The 23350-nt window shown below is 71.0% G+C and carries 21 protein-coding genes; 4 read left to right on the top strand and 17 right to left on the bottom strand.

The genetic code is table 11. From position 1 onward, the window contains the following. The 8 genes from VGV60_12175 to VGV60_12210 form a co-directional block, all read right to left on the bottom strand. On the bottom strand, nt 1–378 hold a 378-nt coding region (locus tag VGV60_12175), incomplete at its 3' end, for an alcohol dehydrogenase catalytic domain-containing protein (protein ID HEV8702020.1). 43 nt (nt 379–421) lie between these two features. Further along, entirely contained in the window at nt 422–2050 is a 1629-nt protein-coding gene (locus VGV60_12180) for a CoA-transferase (GenBank protein ID HEV8702021.1), read from the bottom strand. Next, nucleotides 2047–2883: a CoA-transferase gene (locus VGV60_12185; GenBank protein HEV8702022.1), complete on the bottom strand. Its 837-nt coding sequence runs from the start codon at nt 2881–2883 to the stop codon at nt 2047–2049. Before VGV60_12185 ends, VGV60_12180 begins: the two co-directional genes overlap by 4 nt. Next, nucleotides 2880–3785, bottom strand: a complete 906-nt coding sequence (locus VGV60_12190) for a CoA-transferase (protein ID HEV8702023.1) — start codon at nt 3783–3785, stop codon at nt 2880–2882. Before VGV60_12190 ends, VGV60_12185 begins: the two co-directional genes overlap by 4 nt. After that, nucleotides 3782–4198: a Zn-ribbon domain-containing OB-fold protein gene (locus tag VGV60_12195; protein HEV8702024.1), complete on the bottom strand. Its 417-nt coding sequence runs from the start codon at nt 4196–4198 to the stop codon at nt 3782–3784. Before VGV60_12195 ends, VGV60_12190 begins: the two co-directional genes overlap by 4 nt. Further along, complete coding sequence (locus tag VGV60_12200) at nt 4198–5349, bottom strand: thiolase domain-containing protein (GenBank protein ID HEV8702025.1); 1152 nt, start codon at nt 5347–5349, stop codon at nt 4198–4200. Before VGV60_12200 ends, VGV60_12195 begins: the two co-directional genes overlap by 1 nt. A gap of 7 nt (nt 5350–5356) precedes the next feature. Further along, entirely contained in the window at nt 5357–6409 is a 1053-nt protein-coding gene (locus tag VGV60_12205) for a hydroxymethylglutaryl-CoA synthase (GenBank protein HEV8702026.1), read from the bottom strand. Further along, on the bottom strand, nt 6406–7017 hold the full coding sequence (locus tag VGV60_12210) for a TetR/AcrR family transcriptional regulator (protein ID HEV8702027.1): 612 nt from the start codon (nt 7015–7017) through the stop codon (nt 6406–6408). The genes VGV60_12205 and VGV60_12210 overlap by 4 nt, the downstream gene beginning before the upstream one ends. A gap of 208 nt (nt 7018–7225) precedes the next feature. Here VGV60_12210 and VGV60_12215 point away from each other — a divergent pair, with 208 nt between their 5' ends. Further along, entirely contained in the window at nt 7226–8641 is a 1416-nt protein-coding gene (locus tag VGV60_12215; GenBank protein ID HEV8702028.1) for an APC family permease, read from the top strand. Nucleotides 8642–8664: 23 nt separating this feature from the next. Here the strand turns inward: VGV60_12215 and VGV60_12220 are convergent, their stop codons facing one another. From VGV60_12220 to VGV60_12260, 9 genes are all read right to left on the bottom strand, one after another. Next, nucleotides 8665–10215 (bottom strand): trimethylamine methyltransferase family protein, encoded by a 1551-nt coding sequence (locus VGV60_12220; protein HEV8702029.1) that lies wholly within the window; start codon nt 10213–10215, stop codon nt 8665–8667. Nucleotides 10216–10236: 21 nt separating this feature from the next. Next, nucleotides 10237–11766, bottom strand: a complete 1530-nt coding sequence (locus VGV60_12225) for an SLC13 family permease (GenBank protein HEV8702030.1) — start codon at nt 11764–11766, stop codon at nt 10237–10239. Continuing rightward, complete coding sequence (locus tag VGV60_12230; protein ID HEV8702031.1) at nt 11763–13499, bottom strand: glucose-6-phosphate isomerase; 1737 nt, start codon at nt 13497–13499, stop codon at nt 11763–11765. The genes VGV60_12225 and VGV60_12230 overlap by 4 nt, the downstream gene beginning before the upstream one ends. 14 nt (nt 13500–13513) lie before the next feature. Then, nucleotides 13514–15571, bottom strand: coding sequence for a transketolase (gene tkt / locus VGV60_12235; GenBank protein HEV8702032.1), 2058 nt, complete (start codon nt 15569–15571; stop codon nt 13514–13516). A 25-nt stretch (nt 15572–15596) separates the two neighbouring features. Continuing rightward, nucleotides 15597–16562 carry an acyl-ACP desaturase gene (locus tag VGV60_12240; protein HEV8702033.1) on the bottom strand — a complete coding sequence of 322 codons (966 nt, stop codon included), beginning with the start codon at nt 16560–16562 and terminating at the stop codon, nt 15597–15599. A gap of 31 nt (nt 16563–16593) precedes the next feature. Further along, nucleotides 16594–18024, bottom strand: a complete 1431-nt coding sequence (gene purF / locus VGV60_12245; protein HEV8702034.1) for an amidophosphoribosyltransferase — start codon at nt 18022–18024, stop codon at nt 16594–16596. A 94-nt stretch (nt 18025–18118) separates the two neighbouring features. Next, nucleotides 18119–19018 (bottom strand): hypothetical protein, encoded by a 900-nt coding sequence (locus tag VGV60_12250; GenBank protein ID HEV8702035.1) that lies wholly within the window; start codon nt 19016–19018, stop codon nt 18119–18121. A gap of 115 nt (nt 19019–19133) precedes the next feature. Beyond that, on the bottom strand, nt 19134–20492 hold the full coding sequence (locus tag VGV60_12255) for an HD domain-containing protein (GenBank protein HEV8702036.1): 1359 nt from the start codon (nt 20490–20492) through the stop codon (nt 19134–19136). A gap of 100 nt (nt 20493–20592) precedes the next feature. Continuing rightward, on the bottom strand, nt 20593–21966 hold the full coding sequence (locus VGV60_12260) for a hypothetical protein (GenBank protein ID HEV8702037.1): 1374 nt from the start codon (nt 21964–21966) through the stop codon (nt 20593–20595). 163 nt (nt 21967–22129) lie between these two features. Here VGV60_12260 and VGV60_12265 point away from each other — a divergent pair, with 163 nt between their 5' ends. Genes VGV60_12265 through VGV60_12275 form a run of 3 tightly spaced genes read left to right on the top strand, consistent with a single transcriptional unit; the run spans nt 22130 to nt 23345 of the window. Further along, nucleotides 22130–22252: a hypothetical protein gene (locus VGV60_12265; protein ID HEV8702038.1), complete on the top strand. Its 123-nt coding sequence runs from the start codon at nt 22130–22132 to the stop codon at nt 22250–22252. A 27-nt stretch (nt 22253–22279) separates the two neighbouring features. Continuing rightward, complete coding sequence (locus VGV60_12270) at nt 22280–22822, top strand: sigma-70 family RNA polymerase sigma factor (protein ID HEV8702039.1); 543 nt, start codon at nt 22280–22282, stop codon at nt 22820–22822. Beyond that, nucleotides 22809–23345, top strand: a complete 537-nt coding sequence (locus VGV60_12275; GenBank protein HEV8702040.1) for a hypothetical protein — start codon at nt 22809–22811, stop codon at nt 23343–23345. The genes VGV60_12270 and VGV60_12275 overlap by 14 nt, the downstream gene beginning before the upstream one ends. Nucleotides 23346–23350 lie beyond the last annotated feature (5 nt).

The following is a 23350-nucleotide window of genomic DNA, read 5'->3' on the forward strand; positions in this document are numbered from 1 at the left end:
GCCGGGAATCTCCTCTCCGAAGAAGACCCCTTCCTTGCACAGGGTCGAGCGGCCGCGCTTGCACAGGTCGCAGCGTCCGCAGTGGACCCGCTGGATGGTGGCGACCCGGTGGCCCGGGCGGAGCGCCGGCACGCCGGTCCCAACCGCGACGATCTCCCCGGCGATTTCGTGCCCCAGGATCGACGGGAGCTTGGTGCGCGGCAGGTTGCCGAGACGGTTGATGATGTCGTGGTAGCACACCCCGACCGCCTTCACCCGGATCAGGACCTCGCGCTCGCGAAGCGAGCCCGGTTCCGGGGCGGGGACTTCTTCGAGGCGCAGCGCATCCGGCCCGCCGAACTCCCGCATCACGACCGCCCGCATCATCCGCTCTCCCATCGCACTCCTCCCCTGTCCGTCGAGCCGCGCCTTTCGGCGCCCGTCACACCATGGCGTGCCGGATCCCGGCGGGATCCAGCAGGGCCAGGGCGTTCAACTCGTTCTCGGTCGGCCCCGGCGCCGCGTCCCCGTCACCCGCGAACGCGAATCCGGTCTGCGCGCGCACCTCGTCCGGCCGCACGCCATCGCGCCTTGAGACCAGGGCGAGCCGGCCCGATTGCAGCCTGAAAAGCCCGAGGTCGGTGACGACGCTCGTGTCGCGGTTCGCCGGGGCCGCCGCGGTCGTGGCGAAATCGACGGACTCGACGAGCGCGCGCTGCGAGTGCCGCGGCACCGTGATCACGATCTTCGGGACGTGCGAGCGCATCGACGACGATCCCGCCGGCCCGGGCAGCTTCACCCGGGGCCGGTCGTATTCGCCGATGCAGGTCAGGTTCGTGCGGCCCAGGGCATCCACCTGGGCCACCCCGAAGAACATCAGGTCGATGCCCCCCCGGTGGGCCAGGTCGAAGAGTCCCGGCAGGGACACCCGACCTTCGCAGCGCTCGAGGAGCCGCGGGTCGACGGACGTCGGCGAGGCGGACCGGATGTCGGGATCAACCGCCCCCACGCAATTGAAGTAGGTCAGGCCGCGGGCGTGGGTGGCGCGCGCCAGGGCGACGGCCAGCATCGGCAGAGCGGACGCCACGCCGGTGGCCACGACGTCCCCGTCCTTGATGAGGCGCGCCATCTCGACGACCAGACGATCGGCCGGCCGTGCGGCGTCCCACGCGGTCCCGGTCGGCGGGCGAGCGGATGGTGATGTGGACACCCCGCCCGGCGCCTGGAGCGCGGGCCCGTCCCATCCTCCCGGACTCTCGACGGCCGACAGGAAGGCGGCGTGATCGCGCGTTCCGGCGACGTAGGTGCGCAGGTAGTCCCCCGGCCGGCCTGCCGACGCTGCGGCCACGTACTCGCGCAGATGCGCGAGGCCGTAGCGATAGGCGCGGTGACAGCTGGTCGGAAACGCCCCCCCGGGTGCTTCCACCACGAGATCGACGAACGCGCCGGGGATCGTCGGCTCGTCGATCCGCTCGACGATCTTCTCCGCGGAAGCGATCACCCGGAGGCTCGCGCGCGCCAGGAGCTCGTCGGCGTACGGATCGTCGATCCGCAGGTTCCCCTTCCGATCCGCCAGCTGGACGTGAAGAAGCGCCACGTCCGGGCGGATCGCCATGGAAACCGGGATCCGGCCGCCGGTTGCGGGATCGGTGATCTCCGGCGTGCGGTTGACCCGGGCGTAGTCGGAGCCCTCGCCCCCCGGCGCCGCCAGGAACGGCAGCCCCAGGGCGGCCGCCCGCAGCCCCTGGACGATCTCGTACACGTCCCGCTCCCTGTAGAGGAGGGCCCCCTTCTCGATGGCGGTCTTGACCGTCGGCGCGACCACGAAGCCGTCTTCGCACTGGAAGCCGATGAAGCCGAACTCCGCCTCGGCGACCGCCCCCGCCGCCACCAGAAGATCCAGCGGCAGCGGATTCGGCACGGACACGACGCGCAGGTCGCGCCGGCCCTGCCGGATGAGCTCGAACACCAGGGCCATCGGGGCGCGGTTGAGCTGGAACCCCCCGAAGGTCAGGAGCGCGCCGTCCCCCACCGTCCCGACCGCCTCGCTGAGGGTGGCGACCAGCGTCACGGCTCCCCTCCGTCGGGCCGGAGATCGACCGCCGCCAGGCGGTCGAACGGATCGACGATGTCCAGCGCCGCTTGTTCCGCCGCGCTGGGAGCCGGTGTCTTCGGCGCCGCGCCCGCCGGGAGGGGGAAGCCGGTACGCCGGCGCACGTCCTGTTCGGAGGCGTGCGGATGAACGGATCGCAGACGCATCGAGCCGTCCTCGAACGCGAACACCGCGAGCGGCGTCACGCACAGAGAGGGTCCCCCCTCGAGACCGGCGGCCGCCCGGCGGCGCCAGCCCGGCACCGAAACGTAGTCCACCCGCTCGACGAAGCGGCGCGCCGTGTGCTCTCCGGAGAACAGGATCACGTGCCGCGCCAGAGTCCCGATCGACGTCGTGCCGATCGAGCCGGGCCCGCGCACCTTCATCCGGCCGTCCTCCCCCTTGATCCCGATCAGGTTCGTGCTCCCCTCCCGGTCGATCTGCATGCCGCCGACCAGGAAGACGTCGCAGAAGCGCAGGGGGGACGCCGGGTTCGCGACGTCGAGGATGGCGTCGTGGGACTCGAGATACTCGATGACCTCGTGGGATCGGGAGGTGCTGTCGGCGGTCCAGGCGGCCGGCTGCAGGTCGGCGCCGCGCTCGACCCGCAGTCCATGCCTGATCACGAGGTTCGGGGCGTGCAGCCTCTGCGCCAGGAGGGCCGCCGCCAGGAGCAGCTCGGCATGGAGACCGAAGGCGACGATCTCCCCGTCGCGAAGCTCGCGCGCCAGCACGCAGGCCAGGAGGCGCGCCACTCCCAGCCGGTCCGCCGCAGTCCGGAGGCCACCCCCCGCTTCGCGCTCCGCGTTCACGAAGGCCCCGACGCGAGCCGCTCGAGACGTTCGGGCCCGATGGCGCGCAGGTAATCCTCGGGCCCCTCGGCGCCGTACACGTAGCGCTCGAGGTAGCGCTGGAAGGGGACCGGATCCCCCTTTCGGCGGGCCTCTCCCGCCTCCGCGTACTCGCGGCAGTGCTCGAGGTCCGGCACGTACCGTCCGCTCACACCACCAGGGTGCGCGCCGCCCGGCGCCTCGACCACCAGCGCGCCGCGCACGAGCGTGCGCTCCGGCGAGCCGGTCACCTCGTCGGGGTCGACGAGCCGCTCGACGGTGGCCACCACCGGGCCGTGACAGGCGAGCGCCAGGGCCCTCTCCGCGAAGGTCCGTCCCAGGTAGGCCTCCCGCGCAGTGCGCACGTTGCCGAAGGCATCCGCCTCGGCGGCGTGCAGAAAGACGATGTCCGGCCGCACGGGGGGCACCTTGAGGTAGCGGCGGCCCCCCTCCTGGATTTCCCGAAGCTCCGGGTTCAGCTCAGGCAGCGAGCTGCCGACGCCCCCCCGCCAGAGGATGTACGGCATCCCCCAGGCGGCCGCCTTCAGCGCCAGGTGCCAGATGCACTCGTCGCATTCCCAGACCTCGATGTCCCCCCGCTCGGCGGCGCGCCGGAAGGCAGGGGCGATCGGCAGGACGCGCTCGAAGGCCACGCCGGCGGTCACGACACGCCGCACGCAACCGGCGCCGATCAGGAGATCGGTCTCGAGTCCGGAGGTCGGCCCGGAGACCAGGGTCAGATCCTTCAGGCGACGGCGGATGAGGGCGCGCACCATCGCCATCGGCGGGTTCTGGTAGGAGAAACCGGACAGTCCGACGATCATGCCGTCCTGCGCCAGGGCGGCGGCTTCCTGCAGGGGGACGACGCGCTCGGCGCGGCTCACGGACCGCCGGCCCCGCCGGGCCGGAGGAGGGGCCGGAACTTGTAGCCATAGACGATGTAGCCGTGCTCCTCGGCGTCCCGGATCTTGCGCGTCACCATCTCGACCGGCATGCCGATCGCGAGCTCCACGCCTTCCGTATCGGCGAGCTGCGCCGTGACGAGAGGACCCTCCTCGAGCCGCACCATGCCGACGTCGTAGGGGGCGAGCGAGGCGAAGCCGCGGGGCGGCTGCACGACCCGGCTCCAGGAGTACAACGTGCCGCGCCCCGAGAAGGCGACCGTACCGAGTCCCGCCGTCTTGCAGGACGGGCAGACGGCGCGCGGCGGGAAGAAGCGGCGCTCGCACCCGGGGCAGGCGCTCCCTTCGAGCCGGTAGTACGCTCCGCGCAGGCGGTGGTAGCGGGGCAGCTCCATCATGTCGCCAGGATGTGCGTGACGGCGACCGAGCCGGAGCCGCCGACGCTCTGGGCCATGCCGATCGAGGCCCCCTTGACCTGCGCGGGGCCGGCCTCGCCACGCAGCTGCAGGACGCACTCGACGAGCTGGTAGACGCCGCTGGCCCCCACCGGGTGGCCGCGTCCCTTGAGGCCGCCCATCGTGCCGATCGGGATGTCCCCCTCGAGGGCGATCCGCCCCTCGGCCGCCAGCTTCAGGGCGCTCCCGCGGTCGGCGAAGCCGCACGCCTCGAGGGTCAGGGCCGAGACGATCGTGAAGGCGTCGTGGATCTCGAAGAGGTCGATGTCCTTCGGCTTCACCTTCGCCTGGTCGTACGCCAGGCGGGCGGAGTCGGCGACCGCCTGCCAGACCAGCGGGTCCCGGCGCTCGGCCAGTCCCAGGGTGTCGGTCGCGCAGACCGAGGCCGCGACGCGCACCGGCGGGCGGCGCGCCCGGCGCGCCTCGGACGAGGGGGCGACGAGGAGCGCCGCGGCGCCGTCGCAGATCCCGGCCGAGTCGAGGATGTTGATCGGATCGGCCACCACGGGCGATTGGATGAACTCGTCCACGGTGATCGGCGTCCGGTACATGGCGTGGGGGTTGAGCGCCGCGTTCCGGTGGGCGTTGACCGAGAACGGGGCGAACTCCTCGTGGCGCGCCCGGTGCTCGTGCATGTACCGCCGCATCAGGAGCGCGTTCAACGCGGCGAACGAGATGCCGTGCGCCGCCTCGTAGTCGGCGTCGGCCGCCAGGGCCAGGGCCGACGTCACCCCGTCCGTCAGGTGGTCGGTCATCTTCTCCACCCCCAGGACCAGGACGTAGTCGTGCGCCCCGGAGCCCACCGCCAGGCAGGCGGCGCGCAGCGCCGCCCCTCCCGAGGCGCAGGCCGCCTCGATCTTCAGCGCCTCGATCGGCAGGAGGCCGCAGGCGTCGGCGACCAGGGTCGCGAGGTTCTCCTGCCCCGCCAGCTCCCCCGACAGCATGTTGCCGACGAAGAGCGCGTCCACCCGCTCGACGCCGGCGTCACGGCGCGCCGCCGCGATCGCCTCGACCGACAGATCGCGGATCGAGCGATCCCAGTGCTCCGCCACCGCCGTCTGCCCCACTCCGACGATGCTGACGTCCCTCATCCCCTCCTCACAGCAGGCGAATCGTGCGCGTCGTTCTCAGGTAGGTCCCGTAGTCCTCGATGGGATGGCGGCGCCCGACATAGTCGGCCACCGACGGCGCCGCCGCGCGGACCTCCTCGAGCCTCGGCGTGGCGCACAGCGAGAAGGCGTCGCTTCCGGCCCCGCTGCCGTAGGAGCAGAAGAAGATCCGGTCCCCCGGGCGGGCGACGTCCAGAATCGCCGCCAGCCCGAGGAGCGACGCGCCGGAGTACGTGTTGCCGATCCGATCGACCACGGCGCCCGCGGCGATCTGCGCCTCCTCGAATCCGAGCTCGGCCGCGACCCGGCGCACGAACTTCGGGTTCGGCTGGTGAAAGACGGCCCAGCGGTAGTCGGCCGGCCTCCGCCCCAGCTCCGAGAGCAGGCCCCGCGACGCCTCGAGGGAATGCCGGAAGTACGCCGGCTCGCCGGTGAACCGGTGCCCGTGCTCCGGGTAGTGCATGTGCTGGCGGCGGAAGAAGTCGGGGGTGTCGGTCACGTACGACCGCGACGCCTCGACGACGGCGAGAGCGGAGGCCGCCGGACCGAACAGGAAGGCCGCGCCCCCCGCGGCGGCGGTGAACTCCAGGTGATCTCCCGGCTTGCTCTGCGCCGCGTCCATGCCGATCGCCAGGGCGTGATCGGCCATGCCGGAGCCGACGTAGGCGCAGGCGGCCTGCATCGCCTCGGAGCCGGCCTTGCAGGCGAACTCCAGGTCGGCGGCGCTGACCCACGGGGTCGCTCCGATCGCCTCCGCCACGATGGTGCTCGACGGCTTGACCGCATACGGCTTCGATTCCGTGCCGACCCACACGGCCCGGATCGAGTCGGGCGGGACGCGCGCGCGCCGGAGCGCCCCGCGGGCCGCCTCGATCGCCATGGTGACCGTGTCCTCGTCGGCCGACGGGACCGACTTCTCGCGCACCGGCAGGCGCGCGTCCGGCGGCCGGCCCCAGGCGGCGGCGATGATCCGGGCGGCGATGCGCGGGCGCGGGATGCAGGCGCCGTACCCGGCTATGCCGACGTCGCGCGTGGTCTTCACGCCACATGCCCCGGCCGGGCCAGGATGCCGCCCAGGAAGACGTCGCTCAGGGCGTCGGCGACGGCCTCCTCGTTCAGCCGGCCCCCCGGCCGGTACCACTGGTAGATCCAGTTGATCATCCCGAGCATGGCGAAGGCGGCGGCGGACGGGTCCACCCGGCGCGCCGTACCGCTCTTGATCATCTCGCGGAACGTCTTCTCGAGGAACTTGATGTAGCGCTTCTTGCGGGCGTTGATCCGGTCCCGGTAGCGCCCCCTGAGGGCATTGGTCTCGTGCAGGATGACGGTGACTTCTTTGGGCCTGTCGCGGATGACCAGGAGCACGTGCCCGCGCAGCGCCACCTTGAGCCTCTCGAGCGGATCGGGAATGGCCATGACGCGGTTCAGGACTTTCTCCTCGAACAGGTCCATGCCGTACGACATGATCGCGAACAACAGCTCGTCCTTGCTGCCGATGTGATGATAGAGCCCCGCCTTGGTGAGCCCCACGGCGTCCGCGACATCCTCCATGGACGCCTTGTCGAACCCCTTCTCGCAGAAGATGCGCGCGGCCGTCTCGAGGATCTGGGCCTGGCGCGTCGGCCGGTCCTGCCGCGCTCGCTTCTTCACCGGTTCCTCTGAACCCGCCGGTCCCGGGGGGGCATCCATCGACCTACCGACCAGTAGGTAGGTTAGCGCCGGCCCGGCCGGCTGTCAAGAGGCGGAGTGTACACCCGTTGCCAGGCGCCGCGAGGTTGCATAGACTCCCGCGGCCTCCTCGGCTGCGAGCCTGTCCGAGTTCCCGGATCGGCTCCCCAAGGGGGCCCGAGGCGCCCGCATGCCGCCGACCGACGCGAAGGACGCGACTCCCGAGCTTCGCCGCGCCATGGGGTTCGGCGATGTCGTCCTCTACCTGATCACCACGGGGATCAACCTGCAATGGGTGGCCACGGCCGCGGCCGCCGGTCCGAGCTCGATCGCGATCTGGGTCCTGGCGTTCCTCGTGATGGCCGTTCCGCTGTCCCTCTCGGTGGTGGAGCTGTCGTCCCGCTACCCGCAGGAAGGAGGCATGTACGTCTGGAGCAAGCACGCCTTCGGCGACTTCGCTGCGTTCATGACCGGCTGGACCTACTGGATGAGCAACCTCCCCTACTTTCCGGGGGTCCTCTATTTCGCCGCCGGGAACGCCCTGTACATCGCGGGGGATCGCCTCCGCGCCCTGTCGGGAAGCTCCGCCTACTTCATCATCGCCGCCCTCCTGGGGCTCGGCCTGGGACTCGTGCCGAATTTCTACGGGCTGCAGTTCGGGAAGTGGCTGAGCAACATCGGGGCGGTCGCGCGATGGCTCGCGATGGCGGCGCTCCTGATCATCGGCGGTCTCGCCTGGTTCCGCTTCGGCCCGGCGACAGGATTCACTCTCTCCACGATGACGCCGGGACTCGACATCCGGAGCCTCATCTTCTGGTCGACCATCGCCTTCGCCCTCACGGGGGCCGAGTCGGCCTCGTTGATGGGAGGCGAGATCAAAGACGCCCGGCGCAGCATCCCTCGGGCGATCTTCACCGCCGTCCCGATCGTCACGCTCACCTACATCCTGGGGACGGCCTCGGTCCTCGTCGCCCTGCCGACCGACCAGGTGCGCGGGCTCCAGGGCCCGATCGAGGCGGTCGACGCGGCGGCCCGCCGCCTCGGGCTGCCCGGGTTCACCTCGATCGCGGCGCTTCTGTTCACCGTCAGCGCCCTCGGCAGCGTCGGCGCCTGGCTGGCCGGCGTGACCCGCCTGCCGTTCGTCGCCGGCATCGACCGTTACCTGCCCAGGTCCTTCGGCCGCCTCCACCCGCGGTGGCGCACGCCCCATGTCTCCCTGATCACCCTGGGAGTCGCCCTGGTCGTGTGCATCGTCCTCGGCCAGGCCGGCACGAGCGTCAAGGGGGCCTACGACGTCCTGGTCAGCATGACGGTCATCACGACCCTGATTCCCTTTCTTCTCGTGTTCGCCTCGCTGGTGAAGCTGCAGCGCGAGCCGGCAGGCCCCGGAGTCATCCGGGTGCCAGGGGGGCGCCCCGTCGCCGTGCTCGTCGGTGCGATTGGCTTCGCCACGACGGCGGCCTCGATCGTCCTGTCGTTCTTCCCGGCGCCGGACGAGCCGCACAAGGCGCTCGCGGTCGCCAAGATCGCCGGGCTGACGCTCCTGAGCACCGGGAGCGGGATGGCGGTGTACGCCTGGGGGCGCTGGAGACAACGGCGGGGGTGAAGTCCCGCGGACCCGCCAGGCTCCTAGTCCAGCGACGCTTCGATCTCGCGCCGGCGGCGCGCCATGAAGTCGAGGAGCTCGTCGTCGATCGCCTGATCGAGCTTCGGCTCCTGGTAGGTGGCGAGGAGCTTCTTCCAGCGATCGGTGGCGCGCACGTACGCGTCCCTGGAGCCCTTCTTCACCCAGGTGTCGAACGCCTCGGTGTCGGCCAGCTGCGGAAAGTAGAACTCGCTCTTGAAATGCCGGCGGGTGTGCTCCTCTCCCAGGAAGTGGCCGCCCGCCCCCACGTGCGCGATCACGTCCAGCGCCAGCGATTCCTCGTCCACCGGCACGCCGGCGAAGAAGCGCTCGGTCATCTCCAGCATCTCGGCGTCCAGGACCATCTGCTCGAAGGAGGCGGTCAGGCCGCCGTCCAGCCAGCCGGCCGCCTGCAGCACGTAGTTGCAGCCGCCCAGGATGATCGGCCAGAGCATCATCATCTTTTCCTGGCCCGCCTGCGTGTCCGGGATCTTCGAGTTCGTCAGGACCCCGCCCGCGCGGCACGGCAGGTTGTAGCGCCGCGCCATCTGCGCCGAGCCCAGGATGCCGAGCGCCGACTCCGGCCGGCCGAAGGCCGGCGCGCCGGTGCGCATCTCGAGGCCCGTCAGGAACGATCCGTAGATGACCGGCGCGCCCGGGCGGACCATCTGCGCCAGGACGACCGCCGACAGGCACTCGGCGTTCTGCTGCGCCACGGCGGCCGCCAGGGTGACCGGACTCGTCGCCCCGGCCATGATGAACGGGGTGATGATGTTCACCTGTCCGGCGGCGGCGTACTCGATCAGCCCCTCCGCCATGTTGGAGTCGTAGCGCAGCGGGCTGTTCGAATTGATGATCCCGGTCAGGACCGGCCTGTCGAGGATCGCCTCCCGGCCGCCGAAGAGAATCGCCATCATGTCGATGTGGTCGCGCGCCCGGAGCGTGCTCCAGGCGTCGCCGATCATCCCTTTGGCGCTCAGGCGGATCTGCCAGTAGAGCATGTCGAGGTGGCGCGTCTCGATCGGGAGGTCCCGGCAGGCGACCTCGGGGCAGCCGTGGTGCATGACGTTCAGCACTTCCGACAACCGCACCAGATTGTTCTGGTCCTCGAGCGTCCCCTCGCGCCGCCCGCCCTCGCGATCGGCGATGAACGGCGGCCCGCTCACCGGGGCGAACACCAGGTTGCCGCCGCCGATGACCACGTCGTTCTCGGGGTTCCGGGCGTGGATGGTGAACTGGGACGGGGCCTTCCGGATCTGCTCGTCGACGAACTCCGGCGGGAAGAAGACGCGCTGGTCGGAGTCGACCACCTTGAGCCCGGCCCTGCGGAACAGATCGAGGGCGCGAGGGTCCTCGAAGATCACGCCGTGCTCGCGCAGCATCTTGAGGGTCGCGCGGTGCACCCGCTCCTCCGCCTCGGGCGGCAGGATGTTCAGCGGCTTGAGGGTGTTCCTGAACCCGCGCATCGCGATTCCTGTTCGTGTGGTTGATTCGCGGCGGAAGCGTAACAGAGGCCGCCGTCGAGAACAAGGCGGGCGCGCGACACGGCACCGCATGGTGGGACGGCCGTCCGCGCCTCAGCGGGGCAGGATCGGCGTCAGGAGGAGGAGCCCCGCCCAGATCACGACGAGCGCCGTCAGGTCGAGGAGGATGCCGGTGCGGATCATGCGTCGGAGCGGCACGAGCCCGGTGCCGAAGACGATGGCGTTGGGAGGCGTCGACACCGGGAAGATGAAACCGCAGGTGGCCGCGAGCCCGACGCCGAGGGCGGGGCGTACGGGGTCGAAGCCGGCCGCCGCGGCCGCGGCGATCACCATCGGCACCAGCAGCGCGGCCGCGGCGGTGTTGGAGGCGAACTCGCTGACCACGATCGTCAGGGCCACGGCGCAGAAGAGAAGTCCCGCCGGGGTCCGCGCCAGGCCGACCTCCTGGAGCCCCGCTCCGACCCAGGCCGCGACCCCGGTCGAGTCGGCCAGCGTGCCGAGCGACAGGCCGCCGCCGAAGAGCAGGATGATCCCCCAGTTGACCCTGCGGCCGTCCTCCCAGGTCAGGGTGAAACGGCGCGCCCTCCACTCCACCGGGGCTACGAACAGAAGCGTGGCGCACAGGATCGCGACCCCTGCCTCCGGCAGGTGCGCGGCAAGCGCGGCGGCGACTTGTGAAGCCGGCCCGAGGAGCATCGACGCCAGCGAGGGGAGCGTCCAGAGCGAGGCGGCAAGGAGGAACGCCAGGATCGTCCAGCGCGCCCCGGCACGCCGGGCGCCGTCCGGCGCGCCCGCGGCCGGCGCCGCGGAGGCGGGCTCCGCGGGCGCGCCGATTCCGATCGCGGCGGCCTCCGCGGGCGAGCCGGCGCCCCGCCCCAGGACCAGGTGCGTGAAGAGCACCGAAGCGGCAAGAAGCACCACGGAGATGGGCACCCCGAACAGGAGCCAGCCGACGAACCCGACGTGCACCCCCGCGAGGCGCTCGATGAAGCCGGCGACCAGGAGGTTCGGTGGCGTGCCGATCAGGGTCGCCATCCCGCCGACGGATGCCCCGTAGGCGACCATCAGGAGCACACCGCTCACCCACTCAGGGACCCGACGTCCGTGCGCCGTCGCCGGACCGCGCACCGCGCCGATGGCGATCGGCGTCATCAGGGCGGCGGTGGCGGTGTTCGACAGGCAGGTCGAGACGAGGGCCGAGGCGCCCCCCACGCCGAGCATCCTCCCGAGCGGCCGCCGGGCGAGCGGCCCGCGACCCAGGAACCGCGCGGCCACGCGCACGTCCAGTCCATAGCGGGTGAACGCCTCGGCGAGCAGGAAGCTTCCCACGAACACGAAGATGACCGGATCGGAGTAGGGCGCCAGGACGGCCCGGACCGGCGCGACCCCCAGCACGATGCACAGGGCCGACGCGAGGAGGGCCGTGGCCGGAAGAGGGATCGCCTCGGTCACCCAGAAGGCGATGGTCAGCGTCAGGACGGCCAAAAGGCGCCTCCCTTCCGGAGGGTGGCCTCCCGGATTGGCCGCGAACACGGCGAGCGCCACGAGCGGTCCGGCGACGAGGCCGGTCGTTTTCATGCGGCGTTCGAAACGGTCGTCGCCGTCCGGCCCGCCCGCGCTCATCCGGCCCTCAGTGCCTCGAGAACGGCGGCGACCGCCGCCCGGGCGCCCCCCAGGTAGCGCACCCTCACGAGGCGGCGCCTGCGTCCCCGCAGCGCTCGCGCATCGCCCAGCGCCTGCGCCTGCTTGAACTCCTCGAATCCGAACGGCCTGCCGGGAATCGGCAGGACCGCCCGATCGTCCGGCACGATCTGGAGGAACAGCCCCTTGTCGGGGCCCCCCTTGTGGAGCTGGCCGGTCGAGTGCAGGTAGCGCGGGCCGTAGCCGACGGTGGTCGCGACTCCGGTGCCGCCGAGGATCGCGCGCAGCGTCTCGAGAGACGACGCCAGCGCGCGGTCGGCCGGATCGACGAACGCCAGGATGGCGAGGTAGTCCCCCTGCCGCGCAGCGGCCCGAAGGGCCCGCAGGGCCGCGGCGAGCCGCGGCGCCCGGGGGCGTCCGAGCCCCCCCAGGTGCACGCGCGCCCGTCCCTCGACGAAATCCGGGGTCTCCTCCCGGAAGCGCCCGGTCGCCGCACATTCCGCCAGAAGGGCCTCGGTGTTCTTCTTGCTCTCCGTGACGTTCGGCTCGTCGAACGGATTCACGTGAAGGACCGCGCCGGCGACCGCGGTGGCGATCTCCCAGTGCATCATCGAGGCCCCGAGGTCGTGCCGGTCGCGGAGGGCGAGGAGGATCCCCGGCGTGGCCCCGCCACGCCCGCGCGGCGAGCCGGCGCGCCCGGCCGCGCCGACGAGCGCCTGGATCGATCGGGCGCCGCGCGTCCCTTCGAGCGTGATTCCGACGGCGACCCGATCCGGACGCTCCAGCTCGACGCGCAGCGCCGCCGAAGCATCGCGCGCCACGACCGGCACCAGACCGCGGCCCCCCTTGCCGGTGCTCTCGGCGATCAGCTGCTCGATCCAGAGGCCGTACGACTCGAGGGCCGGATCGATCAGCAGGACGATCTTGTCGCGCCCCTGGCGCGCCAGGACTCCGAGGGCGGCGCCCAGCGCGAGGCCGGGGTTCTCGGCCGCGGAGACGCCCGGCGAGCACCGGTCCAGCATGGCGGCCGCGCGCCGCAGCTGCGTGCCGATGTCGACGCCGGCGAGAGCCGCGGGGACCAGGCCGAAGTAGGACAGCGCCGAATAGCGCCCGCCGACGTCGGGAGGATTCAGGAAGACGGCACGGTAGCCGCGCGCCGACGCCTCGGCTGCCAGGGGCGTCCCGGGATCGGTGATGGCGACGAAGTGCCGCGCCGCGGCGCGGCCGAGGCGGCGCCGCGCCCGGGCCCAGAGGTAGGCCTGGAGCGCGGCGGTCTCCCCCGTCGTCCCCGACTTGCTGCTGACGACGACGAGCGCCCTGCCGGCATCGAGCCCCGCCTCGACCCGCCGCACCGCCGACGGGACGGTGCTGTCGAGGACCGTGAGCGCCGGGAACCCGCGCGGCGCCGGGAAGACGCGCGCGAACACGTCGACGCTCAGGCTCGATCCCCCCATCCCCACGAGGAGGACCTGCCTGATCCCCTCCTGGCGGACCTCGCGGGCGAACGTGTCGAGCCGCGGCACCAGGCGGATCATCCGTTCCGGCGCGCGCAGCCATCCCAGCCGGTTCCGGACGATCCGGCGGGCCGCAGGGTCGCGTCCCCACAGGGACGCGTCCCCCCGGAACAATCTCGCGATGAAGCGTGAGGCCCCGAGGGCCGCGATCCGCCGCCTCACGGCGGGCGCGGCCTGGTGCAGGTTGTAGGTATCGGGCACGGCGCGGCTGGCTTTCAGGAACCGAGCCAGAGCCGGACGCGCTCGGCGATCCCCTGGCCCGTGAAGCCGAGCTTCTCCGCGATCACTTTCCAGGGGGCGGAGTAGCCGTACCTCTCGAGGCCGATCAGGAGCGCCTCCGGGCCCGCCACGCGCTCCCACCCGGTCAGACGGGCCGCTTCGATCACGACCGCCCGGGCCCCGGTCGGGACGACCGCGCGCCGGTAGTCCTCCGGCTGTTCGAGAAAGTGGCCCGGGGACGGCATCGACACGAGGCGCGATCCGATCCCCCCCGCCGCCAGGATCTCCTGCGCCTGCTGGGCCGGCGCCACCTCGCTGCCGGTCGCGATCAGGACGACCCGGCCGGCCTGAGGCCCCGCCTCGGACAGGATGTAGCCGCCGCGAAACGGAAGGTCCTTGTCGAAACCGGCCGCGCGCTTCAGGGGCGGGACGTCCTGACGCGTCAGCACGAGCGCGGTCGGGCCGCTCCGGCGCCTGAGCGCCACCGTCCAGGCCATGGCGACTTCGAGCCCGTCCGCGGGCCTCAGGACCGCCAGGTTCGGGACCAGCCGCAGTCCGGGGACCTGCTCGATCGGCTGGTGCGTCGGGCCGTCTTCCCCCAGGAAGACGCTGTCGTGGGTGAAGACGTAGACGACCTGGAGGCCGGCCATCGCCGCCAGGCGGATGGGAGGGCGCATGTAGTCGGAGAAGATGAGAAAAGTCGCGCCGTAGGGAATCGGCCCGCCATGGAGGGCCAGGCCGTTCAGCACGGCCCCCATGCCGTGCTCGCGGACGCCGAAATGAAAGTTGCGCCCCGCGAACGACGCGCGGCTGATCGGCGGGCTCCCCTTGATAGAGGTCTTGGTGGACGGCTCCAGGTCGGCGCTGCCGCCGCAGAGGGACGGCACGAGCTCCGCCGCCGCTTGCAGGACTCTTCCGGAGGTGACCCGTGTCGCCTCGGGCTTGCCGGCCCCGGGCAACGCACCGGACGCCGGGGCGGCGCCGGCCGCCGGTGCCACGGCCGCCAGAAGCCGCTCGAACAGGTCCTCGGGCACGGAACGCTCGTGGTAGCGGTCCCAAAGGGCCCGCTTCTCGGGATGGGCGCGGCTCCAGGCCTCGAAGCGCCTCTGCCAGTCCTGGCGCGCCCGCCCGCCCTCCTCGGCGCGCGCGGCGAACAGGGCGCGCACCTCGTCCGGCACCAGGAAGGGGGGCGCCGCCGGCCAGCCGAGCGCCTTCTTCGTCGCCGCCGCCTCGTCGGGCCCGAGAGGCGACCCGTGGGCGTCCGCGGTGTCGTGCTTCCCGGGGCTCCCCTGCGCGATGTGCGTGCGGGCGACGATCAGCCCCGGCTTCGAGGTCTCGCCCGCGGCCCGCGCGAGCGCCGCGGTGATCGCGTCGTGGTCGTGGCCGTCGATGCGCTGCACCGACCAGCCGTACGCCTCGAATCGGCGGCCGACGTCCTCGGAGAACGCCAGCTCCGTGTCCCCCTCGATGGTGATGTGGTTGTCGTCATAGAGGACCGTCAGGTTGGACAGGGCGAGGTGACCCGCGATCGACGCGGCCTCGGAGGCCACCCCCTCCATCAGGTCCCCGTCGCTGGCGATGACCCAGATGCGGTGCGAGACGATGGGGTGATCGGGCACGTTGAACCGCGCCGCGGCCATGTTCGCGGCGATCGCCATCCCGACGGCGTTGCCGAAGCCCTGTCCGAGAGGCCCGGTGGTGGTCTCGACCCCGGGAGCGCAGCCGCGCTCCGGGTGTCCCGGCGTGCGGCTCTCCCACTGTCGGAACCTCTTGATCTCCTCGAGAGGTAAGTCGAACCCGCTGAGGTGCAGCAAGGCGTACAGGAGCATCGAGCCGTGCCCGGCCGACAGGACGAAGCGATCGCGATCGGGCCAGCCCGGGTCCCTGGGATCGAAGCGCAGATGGCGGGTCCAGAGGAAGAAGGCGTAGTCCGCGGCCCCCATCGGCATGCCCGGGTGGCCGGACTTCGCCTGCTCGACGGCGTCGATGGCCAGGGTCTTGATCGTGTTGATCGCCAGGCGCGCGATGTCCTCGCGTGCGTGCGCGGACGGCATGGTGACGGGCTCCGGGATCTTCCGGCTAGGCCGGACTCGCTCCAAGGGCCTTCTCGAGGTCGGCGGTGAACGAGCGGACGATCTCCTCGTGCTGCGGCTTGGCCGGTTTCTTGCGCATCACGACGTCCTTCATGTCGCGCGCGTAGGACGAGCGGGCGATCATCCGGCCGCCCTCGATGAGGCCGAACGTCGAGGTGATCGTCCTGCCGATCTGGAAGATCTCCGAGGTCGAGAAGCGCATCCGCTTGATGATCTCGTCGGTCAGGATCTCGTACTCGGCCCCGAGGATCTGGTTGCCCGGCATGGCGAAGTTCTCGAACACCGGGATGCACTCCTCGATCGTCTTCTTGCGATCGGTCTCGAGGTGCATCTTCAGGACGTTTTCATACCAGTGGAAGTGCCGCCACTCGTCCGCGATGATCTTGACCAGGATCTCGTTCAGGAGCGGCTCCTGGACGGTGCGCCGGAACATCTGGTAGAAGAAGGCGGTCAGGAGCTCCTGGCAGTAGGTGAAGCAGTTGGCCTGCAGCGGCGACTGGATGTACGGAACGGTGAACTTCCGCGAGCGCGGCCGCTGCAGGGCGACGCGCAGGTCCTCCCGGTCCAGCCCGACCGTCTCCAGGTACTTGACGAGCTTCTCGGCGTGGTTCGACTCCTCCCTCTCCCAGAGCTGGAAGAAGGTCGCCATCGTGTCGTTGGTGCAGAAGTTCTCGAGGAGGAGCGACGTGTACACGTCGGCGTACGACTCGACGAAGGTCACCAGCTTGACGACCAGGAGATTGTCGAGCGTCAGCTTGCTGCGGTCGAACTGGGACCAGTCGATCTGCACGGGGCCCTGGTCGTCCCAGCGGATCTTCCGGGCGCCCAGCTCGAACTTGTTGAAGCGGTCAGCCAGGAGGACGTCGTCGAGCGGGATGGTCGGCCGCGCCGGGACGTAGGGCCGCGCCGCGGCGTGACCGCCGGACGCGTTCGAAGTCGCTTGCGTGGTCATGGTTTCACCTTTCGTGGAAATGAAAGAGGCACTACCTCCGACCCGAGACCATCCCGTGTGCCTCTTCCTCTTTGGGAAACGGGACAGGATAACTGTTCGTGTAGCAGGCCGTGCAGAACGACCGGCTCTCGCCGACCGCCCGGTACATCCCTTCCAGGGACAGGTAGCCGAGGGAGTCGGCCCGGATGTACCTCCGGATCTCGTCCACCGTGTGGGACGAGGCGATGAGCTCGGAGCGCCGCGGCGTGTCGACGCCGTAGTAGCACGGCCCGACCGTGGGCGCCGACGAGATCCGCATGTGCACCTCGCGCGCCCCCGCCGATCGGACCATCGAAACGATCTTGCGGCTGGTGGTGCCGCGCACGATCGAGTCGTCGATCAGCACGACCCGCTTGCCTTCCAGCAGCGCCCGCACCGGGTTGAGCTTCAGCCGCACGCCGAAGTGGCGGATCGACTGGCGCGGCTCGATGAACGTGCGCCCGACGTAATGGTTGCGCACCAGCCCGAACTCCAGGGGGATGCGGGATTCCTCCGAGAAGCCGAGGGCGGCGTACATCCCCGAGTCCGGCACCGGCACCACGACGTCGGCCTCGAGCGGCTGCTCGCGGGCCAGCTCGCGCCCCAGGCGCTTGCGGATCTCGTGCACGCCGCGGCCGAAGACCCGCGAGTCGGGACGCGAGAAGTAGACGTACTCGAAGATGCACTGCGACACGGGCTCCGGCGGGAACGGGCGGTACGACTTCACCCCGGCGGAGCTGATCACGACCATCTCCCCCGGCTCGACGTCGCGCACGAAGGTCGCGTCGATGAAATCGAAGGCGCACGACTCCGAGCTGATGATCTGCGCGTCGCCCAGCCTCCCGAGGGACAGGGGCCGGAAGCCGCGCGGGTCGCGCACCCCGATGATCCGGTCCCGCGCGATGAAGACGAGCGAGTAGGCTCCCTTCACCTGCTTCAGGGCGTCCACGATGGCGGCCTCGAGATCGTCCTGCCGCGAGCGCGCGATCAGGTGCAGGACGACCTCGGTGTCGCTGTTGGTGCGGAAGATCGAGCCGTCCTTCTCCAGGGCGTCGCGCAGGGAATAGGCGTTGACCAGGTTGCCGTTGTGGGCGATCCCCAGCTCCCCCTTGCAGGAGTCGATGAGCAGCGGCTGGGCGTTCACCAGGCTGCTCTTCCCGGCGGTCGCGTAGCGCACGTGCCCGATCGCCAGGTCCCCCTTCAGCCGCCGCAGCTGTTTCTTCTTGAAGATGCGCGCGACGTGCCCCATCCCCTTCTCCTCGTACAGTCGGTCGCCGCTCGAGGAGACGATCCCCGCCGACTCCTGCCCGCGGTGCTGCAGGCCGTGGAGTCCGAGATACGTCAGGTTGGCGGCTTCGGGGTGGTGGAAGACGCCGAACACGCCGCATTCATCGTGGAAACGGTCGTCGTCTTCCGTGCGGGACGTCGGGGGGGTCTGGGCCAACCGGTCCTCCTGAGCGAGCATTATACTTCGGATGAGGGATACCGCGGCCGCCCCGGGGCGGCCACGGGCGCGACTCGACCGCCACGGAAGGAGCCTACTCCCAGCCGTCCACGAGCCAGCGCGATCCCTTGCGGATCATGCGCAGGGTGCGCAGCCTGCCGTCGATCGGCCCCGGCTCCCCGATCACCGTTTCGTAAAAACGCACCCGGACCAGAGCGCCCGTCATCCCCTGGGGGGTCATCCCGAGAATCTGGTACGCCGCATGGACCCTGCCGCCCGACGGCGCGAACAGCGCCGCCAGCGCCTCGTCGCGGCCGGCGTACTTCTTGAGGAAGGCGTCGCTCAGGTTGCCCCGGGCCCCCGCCACCTCGCCACGGTGCCAGGCGCGCAGCACCATGCGCAGCACCGTGACGCCGTCCACGGACTCGCCGAACCGCAGCTTCTCCGACGAGGACAGCGCGAGATTGGCGACGCGCCACAGGCCGTCCTCGCGCTGCGTCAGCGTGATCGACTCGGTGCGCTTCTCGGTCGCCTCCCCCTGCTCGGCCCACAGGCTGCGCACGGAAGCGACGTAGCCCGGCGCCGCCGTGCCCGACGGCTTGCCGCCGGCCGGCCGGGGCTTCAGGTCCTTCTCCGTGAAATCGAAGGCCACCAGCCGGTTGGTCCTCTTGCCGTTGAACGGCGCCGAGTCATGGTTGAAGCGCGCCTGGAGACTGTCGGTCATGACCCCCTTCAGCTGCCGGAGCGTCCGGTAGTCGCGCGACGCCATGAACAGCTTCAGCGCCCCCCCGGCCGTGACCGACGGGTCATCCGCCGCCGGCGCGCCCGCCTCGTCCGGCGCGAGCTCCGGCGTCTCCGTCGCCTCCTCGCCCGGAACGGCCGGCGTGGCCGAAGGAAGCTGGGCCGCCAAAGGCGGCGCGACCGCCAGCAGCACGGCGAAGGCCGCCATCCATCCCGCGCAGGACCCGGTCGTTCCGCGATTCAGTGTGCTCACGTCCCGCACCTCGTACCCGCCGTCCCGCGGACGGCGGGTTGCAGACGGTACCTTGCCACAACCGGCGCGTCAAGCATCTCGTCGTCCGCGCCAGGCGCCGGTTTCCGGGCGGCGCTCACTGCCTCTCGCTCGCGATGAACGCCTTGAGGCGCCGCTCGACCGCGGAGCGCATCGCCGCCGGAAAGCACAGGCGCTGGAGCTTGCGCGGCTCGTTCCGGATCGAGTCGATCAGCGGCGAGACGGTGCGCTCCGACATGTAGCCGACGATCCGGCCGCGCACGGCCAGGCCGATGTCCTCCGGCGCGGTGCCCATCCGGTCGGAGTAGGCCAGATCGTGGTACGGCAGATCGCTGGCGTCGTCCTCCAGCAGATAGTATCGAGGGTCCAGGCCCCGCCGGCGGAACCGGCCGTTGAGCTCCTCGATCGCCTGGCCGAACGCCTTGTGCCGCGTGTCGGCGGTCAGTCGCACCGTCTTGAAGAGGTGCCGGCGGGTGATCCGGTCGCACAGGTCGCGCAGGATCGGATCGACCTTCCCCTGCGGCGCCAGGGCCCATTCCTGAAAGGCCGACAGGAACAGCCAGTCGTCCAGCCGGAGATAGTCGTCGACCGCGAGATTGCCGCGCGTCTCGACCAGGCGACGGATCGACCCGGGGCAGGGATCCGGGAAGCGGCCGGTCTCGCCGTGCGCGTCCACCAGCCGCTGCAGCGCGGTGCGGATCATCTGCTCGGCCGAGCGACTGGTCTTGTGGTAATACACTTGTTGATACATGAGGTAGCGCCCGATCACGAACTGCTCGGCCGCGTGGTATCCCTTCAGGCCGTTGATCGCCAGCGCCAATTCGCCATCCCGCCCGCCGCGCCGCGCCAGCCGCAGATTGGTCAGGATCCACTCGAGGTCGTACTTGCCGTAGGCGACGCCGGTCATGAACGAATCGCGCAGAAGATAGTCGAGTCGATCGGCGTCCAGCTGCGACGAGACGATGTCCGACACGAAGGCCGGCCGGTAGGTGCGCCCGTACACCCCGAGGACCTCGTCCACCATGCCGGCCCGCCGCAGCAGGCGACCCACCTCGCCGCGCGCCTGCCTGATGATCAGGCGCGTCCACTCTTCGTGCCGGCGGTCGTTGAACACCTTCTCGTACAGGTGGGAGAACGGCCCGTGGCCCAGATCGTGAAGCAGGGCCGCCACGATCACCACCAGCCGGGTGCGCTCCAGCGCGCGCCCCTTCTGCTGCACCTGTCCGCCGGCCAGGAGCGAATCGAAGATGCGCCGGGCCATGTAGGCGACGCCGAGCGAATGGGTGAAGCGCGTGTGCTCGGCGCCGTGGAAGGTCAGAAAGAGCGCGCCCAACTGGCGGATGCGCCGCAGTCTCTGGAACTCGCGCGTGTTGATCAGATCGATGACGAGTTTTTCTCTCTCCTTGTCGAAGCCGATCGATCCGTGGACCGGGTCGCGCAGGTACTTGCTCGCCAAGCAGTTCCTCGCTTTGGATCCGCCCCGGGAGGGGCGGGCATGGCGTCGCCGCCGGAGCGACAGGATACGCCAGGCGGGAAAGGCTCAAGGAAAGATTTTTTCAGGGGCAGGCCTCGCGTGTATCGAGGCGCCGGAAGCCGGCCGTCGTCCGTCCGTAGGATCCGGGGCTTCCGTTGGCGTCGATGAAGCGCGCCAGGTAGAAGAAGACGTGGCCGGCGGGCGGATGGTCCGGCTCCGCCACGACGCCGCCCGCGCTGCGGCTCGCCAGGCAGACCGCCGGGGCGTCGAACGACAGGTCGAGGTATCCGGCCAGCTGCGCGATGTTCCGGATGTCGCCGCGGATCACGTCCACCGCCAGATCGGGCGGGGGCACGTAGGCCCGCAGTGTCCCATCGACGGCCCACCAGATCCCGAAGGTCCGCATGAACAGGATCTGGTTCGAGTTCGAGTCCCACGCGTACATGGCGGCGCCGTCGTAGGCCAGCCCGCCCAGGTTGGGAAAGTCCGTCATGCCGGTGTCGATCGGATCGGACAGGAGAACGTCGTCGCCAGTGGGCGAGGGCTCGATGAAGTAGAAGGACCCCGTCGCCTCCGCCCCCAGGATCCCTTCGGGGGCGGCGTCGAGGGCCAGGATCCGGCCGGGCAAGGCCCTCTGCCACAGCTTCTGATGCGTGGACGGATCGATGGCGAAAAGCGTCGGGGGGCTCTCGTAGCTTCCGTACAGGACGCCGTCCAGGCAGGCCAGCCCCTCCAGGGGGGCGCTGCCGGGCGAGACGATCGGGCTCGGGAAGACGTCCAGGACGCGTCCCAGGAGATCGAGCTTGTAGATCCGCGGCACGATGTCACGCACCGCGGCATACAGGCTCGTCCCGTCGAATGCCAGACCCCGGACGTCGCCGCTCCCCGGGGCGATGAATTCCGACAGCGGGTCGCCGGTCTTCGGATCGATGAACACGATCCTGCGTCTCAGAAGATCGCTCATCGCCAGGCGGCCCGGCAGCGCCGTCAGCGCCGCGCTCTGCGTCAGGCGCTCGTACCCGCCGTGCAGCGTCGGCCCGTCCCACCCCGCGACTGGCCCCGGGGCGACGCTCAGCGTGAAGAAGGCGGTGTCGTTCACCAGGCCGTTGTTGCGCGCCCGCACCACCCCGTCGCCCGACGCCACGACGAGCGTGCCGAAATGGGTCTCGACGGGGCAGGTCGTGACGACCGGCAGGGCTCCGTCCCGGAACTGGATGTCGATCCCCCATCCCGGCTGCCCTCCCAGCTCGGGCTGCGGCCCCCACGCCATCGTGGCGCCCTGGAATTCACAGGAGGACGTCGACAGGATGGATGCCGTCAGGACGACCGGATCGCCGGTGTCCGGGTCGGCCGGCTGGAGGGAAAACGCCTGGATCGAAACCGTGGCCAGGGCCGGCGCCGGGACTCCCAGGACAAGGCCGAGCGCCACGGTCCCAACCCCACGCCAGGCTCTCATGGGACTCCCTCCGAGCCGCGCCGTTCCAGGTGACCCGTATATACCCCCGGGGCGGGCACCGGTCAACCAGCGGCTGGGGATCCGGCCTCCTCCCTGTCACGCCGGGGCGAGGTTGTGCCTATCCCTCTCGAAGCCTGTTTCCATGGAGAAGGAGGTGATAGAAATGAGCCGCGTGCTCCACCGCCTGCTGCCGGTCCTCGCCCTGATGGCGATCCCGGCGGCCGCCTGGGCCGCCGACAGGGCGCTTGCGGCGGCGAGTTGCTGCTGCCCACTTTGCTGCCCCTGAATCGGGGCCGGACCGACTGAAGACCGGATGGACCGACCGACAGTCTCCGATCTGCAACGCCACATGGAACGGCTCGCCGACGGCGACCGCGCCTCGTTCCATCCGGTCTTCGCCGTTCTCTGGCCGTTCCTCCGCCGCTTCGCGGCCCGGCACCTCGGGCCCGAGGAGGCCGAGGATGCCGCGCAGGAGGCGCTCGTGAAGGTCTTCTTTCGTGCCTCCGAGTTCGACGCATCCCGCAGCGCCCTGGCGTGGGCCCTCGGCATCACCGCGTTCGAGATCAGGACGGCCCGACGCCGGCGGCAGCGCCGACGGGAGGAGTCCTCGCCGGCAGGAATCCTGGAAGCCGCGCGCGATGCGGCGCCGACCCCCGAGGCGGAGGCGATGATCAGGGACCTGGAGGCGACGCTCGGGGACGCTCTGGGTGCGCTGCGTCCTGAAGACGCCGAAACCCTACGCCTGTACGCGCGCGGCGATCGGCCGGCGCTCGCCGCCGCGACCTTCCGCAAGAGAGTGGAGCGCGCCCTGGCCCGGCTGCGCGCCGTCTGGAGGACGACCGATGGACGACCCTGAGACCGGGCTGATGGAGCGCGCCCGCCGCTCCTACGAATGGGGACGCCTCGCCGGCGCCACGCGCCTCAGCGTCCTGCTGCTGCCGGTGGTCTGGGCGGCCACGCTCTGCTGTCCCAATCCCGGCGGCACGCTCGCAGGCGGGGCCGGTCTCTTCGTGGTCGTCACGACCTGCCTGTGGCGCGGCCAGGACCTCCGCCGCGGAGTCCGGCCCGGCCTCGTCGCCGGCTTCGTCCCGCTCCTCCTGCCGATCCTCGTGCAGGCGATCGGGCACGTGTGCGTCCCCGGCCGCTGCCTGCTGTTCCCCGCGGTCTGCGGACTGGGGGGCCTCGCCGGGGGCGTCGCCCTCGGGATCCTGGCTCCGCACCCGCGGGATGGCCGAGGCATCCCCTTCGTCACCGCCTGCCTGATCGCCGCCCTCGCCGGATCGGTCGGGTGCCTGCTGTACGGACTCTTCGGGCTGGGAGTGATGGCCCTCGGCCTCGTGGTGGGGGCGGGTCCGGTCCTCGCGGCCCGCCGCGTCTGACTTTC

It is taken from the genome of Candidatus Polarisedimenticolia bacterium (assembly GCA_036001465.1).
In the GTDB taxonomy this organism is placed as follows: domain Bacteria; phylum Acidobacteriota; class Polarisedimenticolia; order Gp22-AA2; family Gp22-AA2; genus Gp22-AA3.

Bases quoted from the DNA above. Each gene is read 5' to 3' on its own strand.
- VGV60_12195 (HEV8702024.1), bottom strand. From the start codon at position 4,198: ATGGAGCTGCCCCGCTACCACCGCCTGCGCGGAGCGTACTACCGGCTC.
- VGV60_12200 (HEV8702025.1), bottom strand. From the start codon at position 5,349: ATGAGGGACGTCAGCATCGTCGGAGTGGGGCAGACGGCGGTGGCGGAG.
- VGV60_12215 (HEV8702028.1), top strand. From the start codon at position 7,226: ATGCCGCCGACCGACGCGAAGGACGCGACTCCCGAGCTTCGCCGCGCC.
- VGV60_12220 (HEV8702029.1), bottom strand. From the start codon at position 10,215: ATGCGGTGCCGTGTCGCGCGCCCGCCTTGTTCTCGACGGCGGCCTCTG.
- VGV60_12225 (HEV8702030.1), bottom strand. From the start codon at position 11,766: ATGAGCGCGGGCGGGCCGGACGGCGACGACCGTTTCGAACGCCGCATG.
- tkt (HEV8702032.1), bottom strand. From the start codon at position 15,571: ATGCCGTCCGCGCACGCACGCGAGGACATCGCGCGCCTGGCGATCAAC.
- VGV60_12240 (HEV8702033.1), bottom strand. From the start codon at position 16,562: ATGACCACGCAAGCGACTTCGAACGCGTCCGGCGGTCACGCCGCGGCG.
- VGV60_12260 (HEV8702037.1), bottom strand. From the start codon at position 21,966: ATGAGAGCCTGGCGTGGGGTTGGGACCGTGGCGCTCGGCCTTGTCCTG.
- VGV60_12265 (HEV8702038.1), top strand. From the start codon at position 22,130: ATGAGCCGCGTGCTCCACCGCCTGCTGCCGGTCCTCGCCCTGATGGCG.
- VGV60_12270 (HEV8702039.1), top strand. From the start codon at position 22,280: ATGGACCGACCGACAGTCTCCGATCTGCAACGCCACATGGAACGGCTC.
- VGV60_12275 (HEV8702040.1), top strand. From the start codon at position 22,809: ATGGACGACCCTGAGACCGGGCTGATGGAGCGCGCCCGCCGCTCCTAC.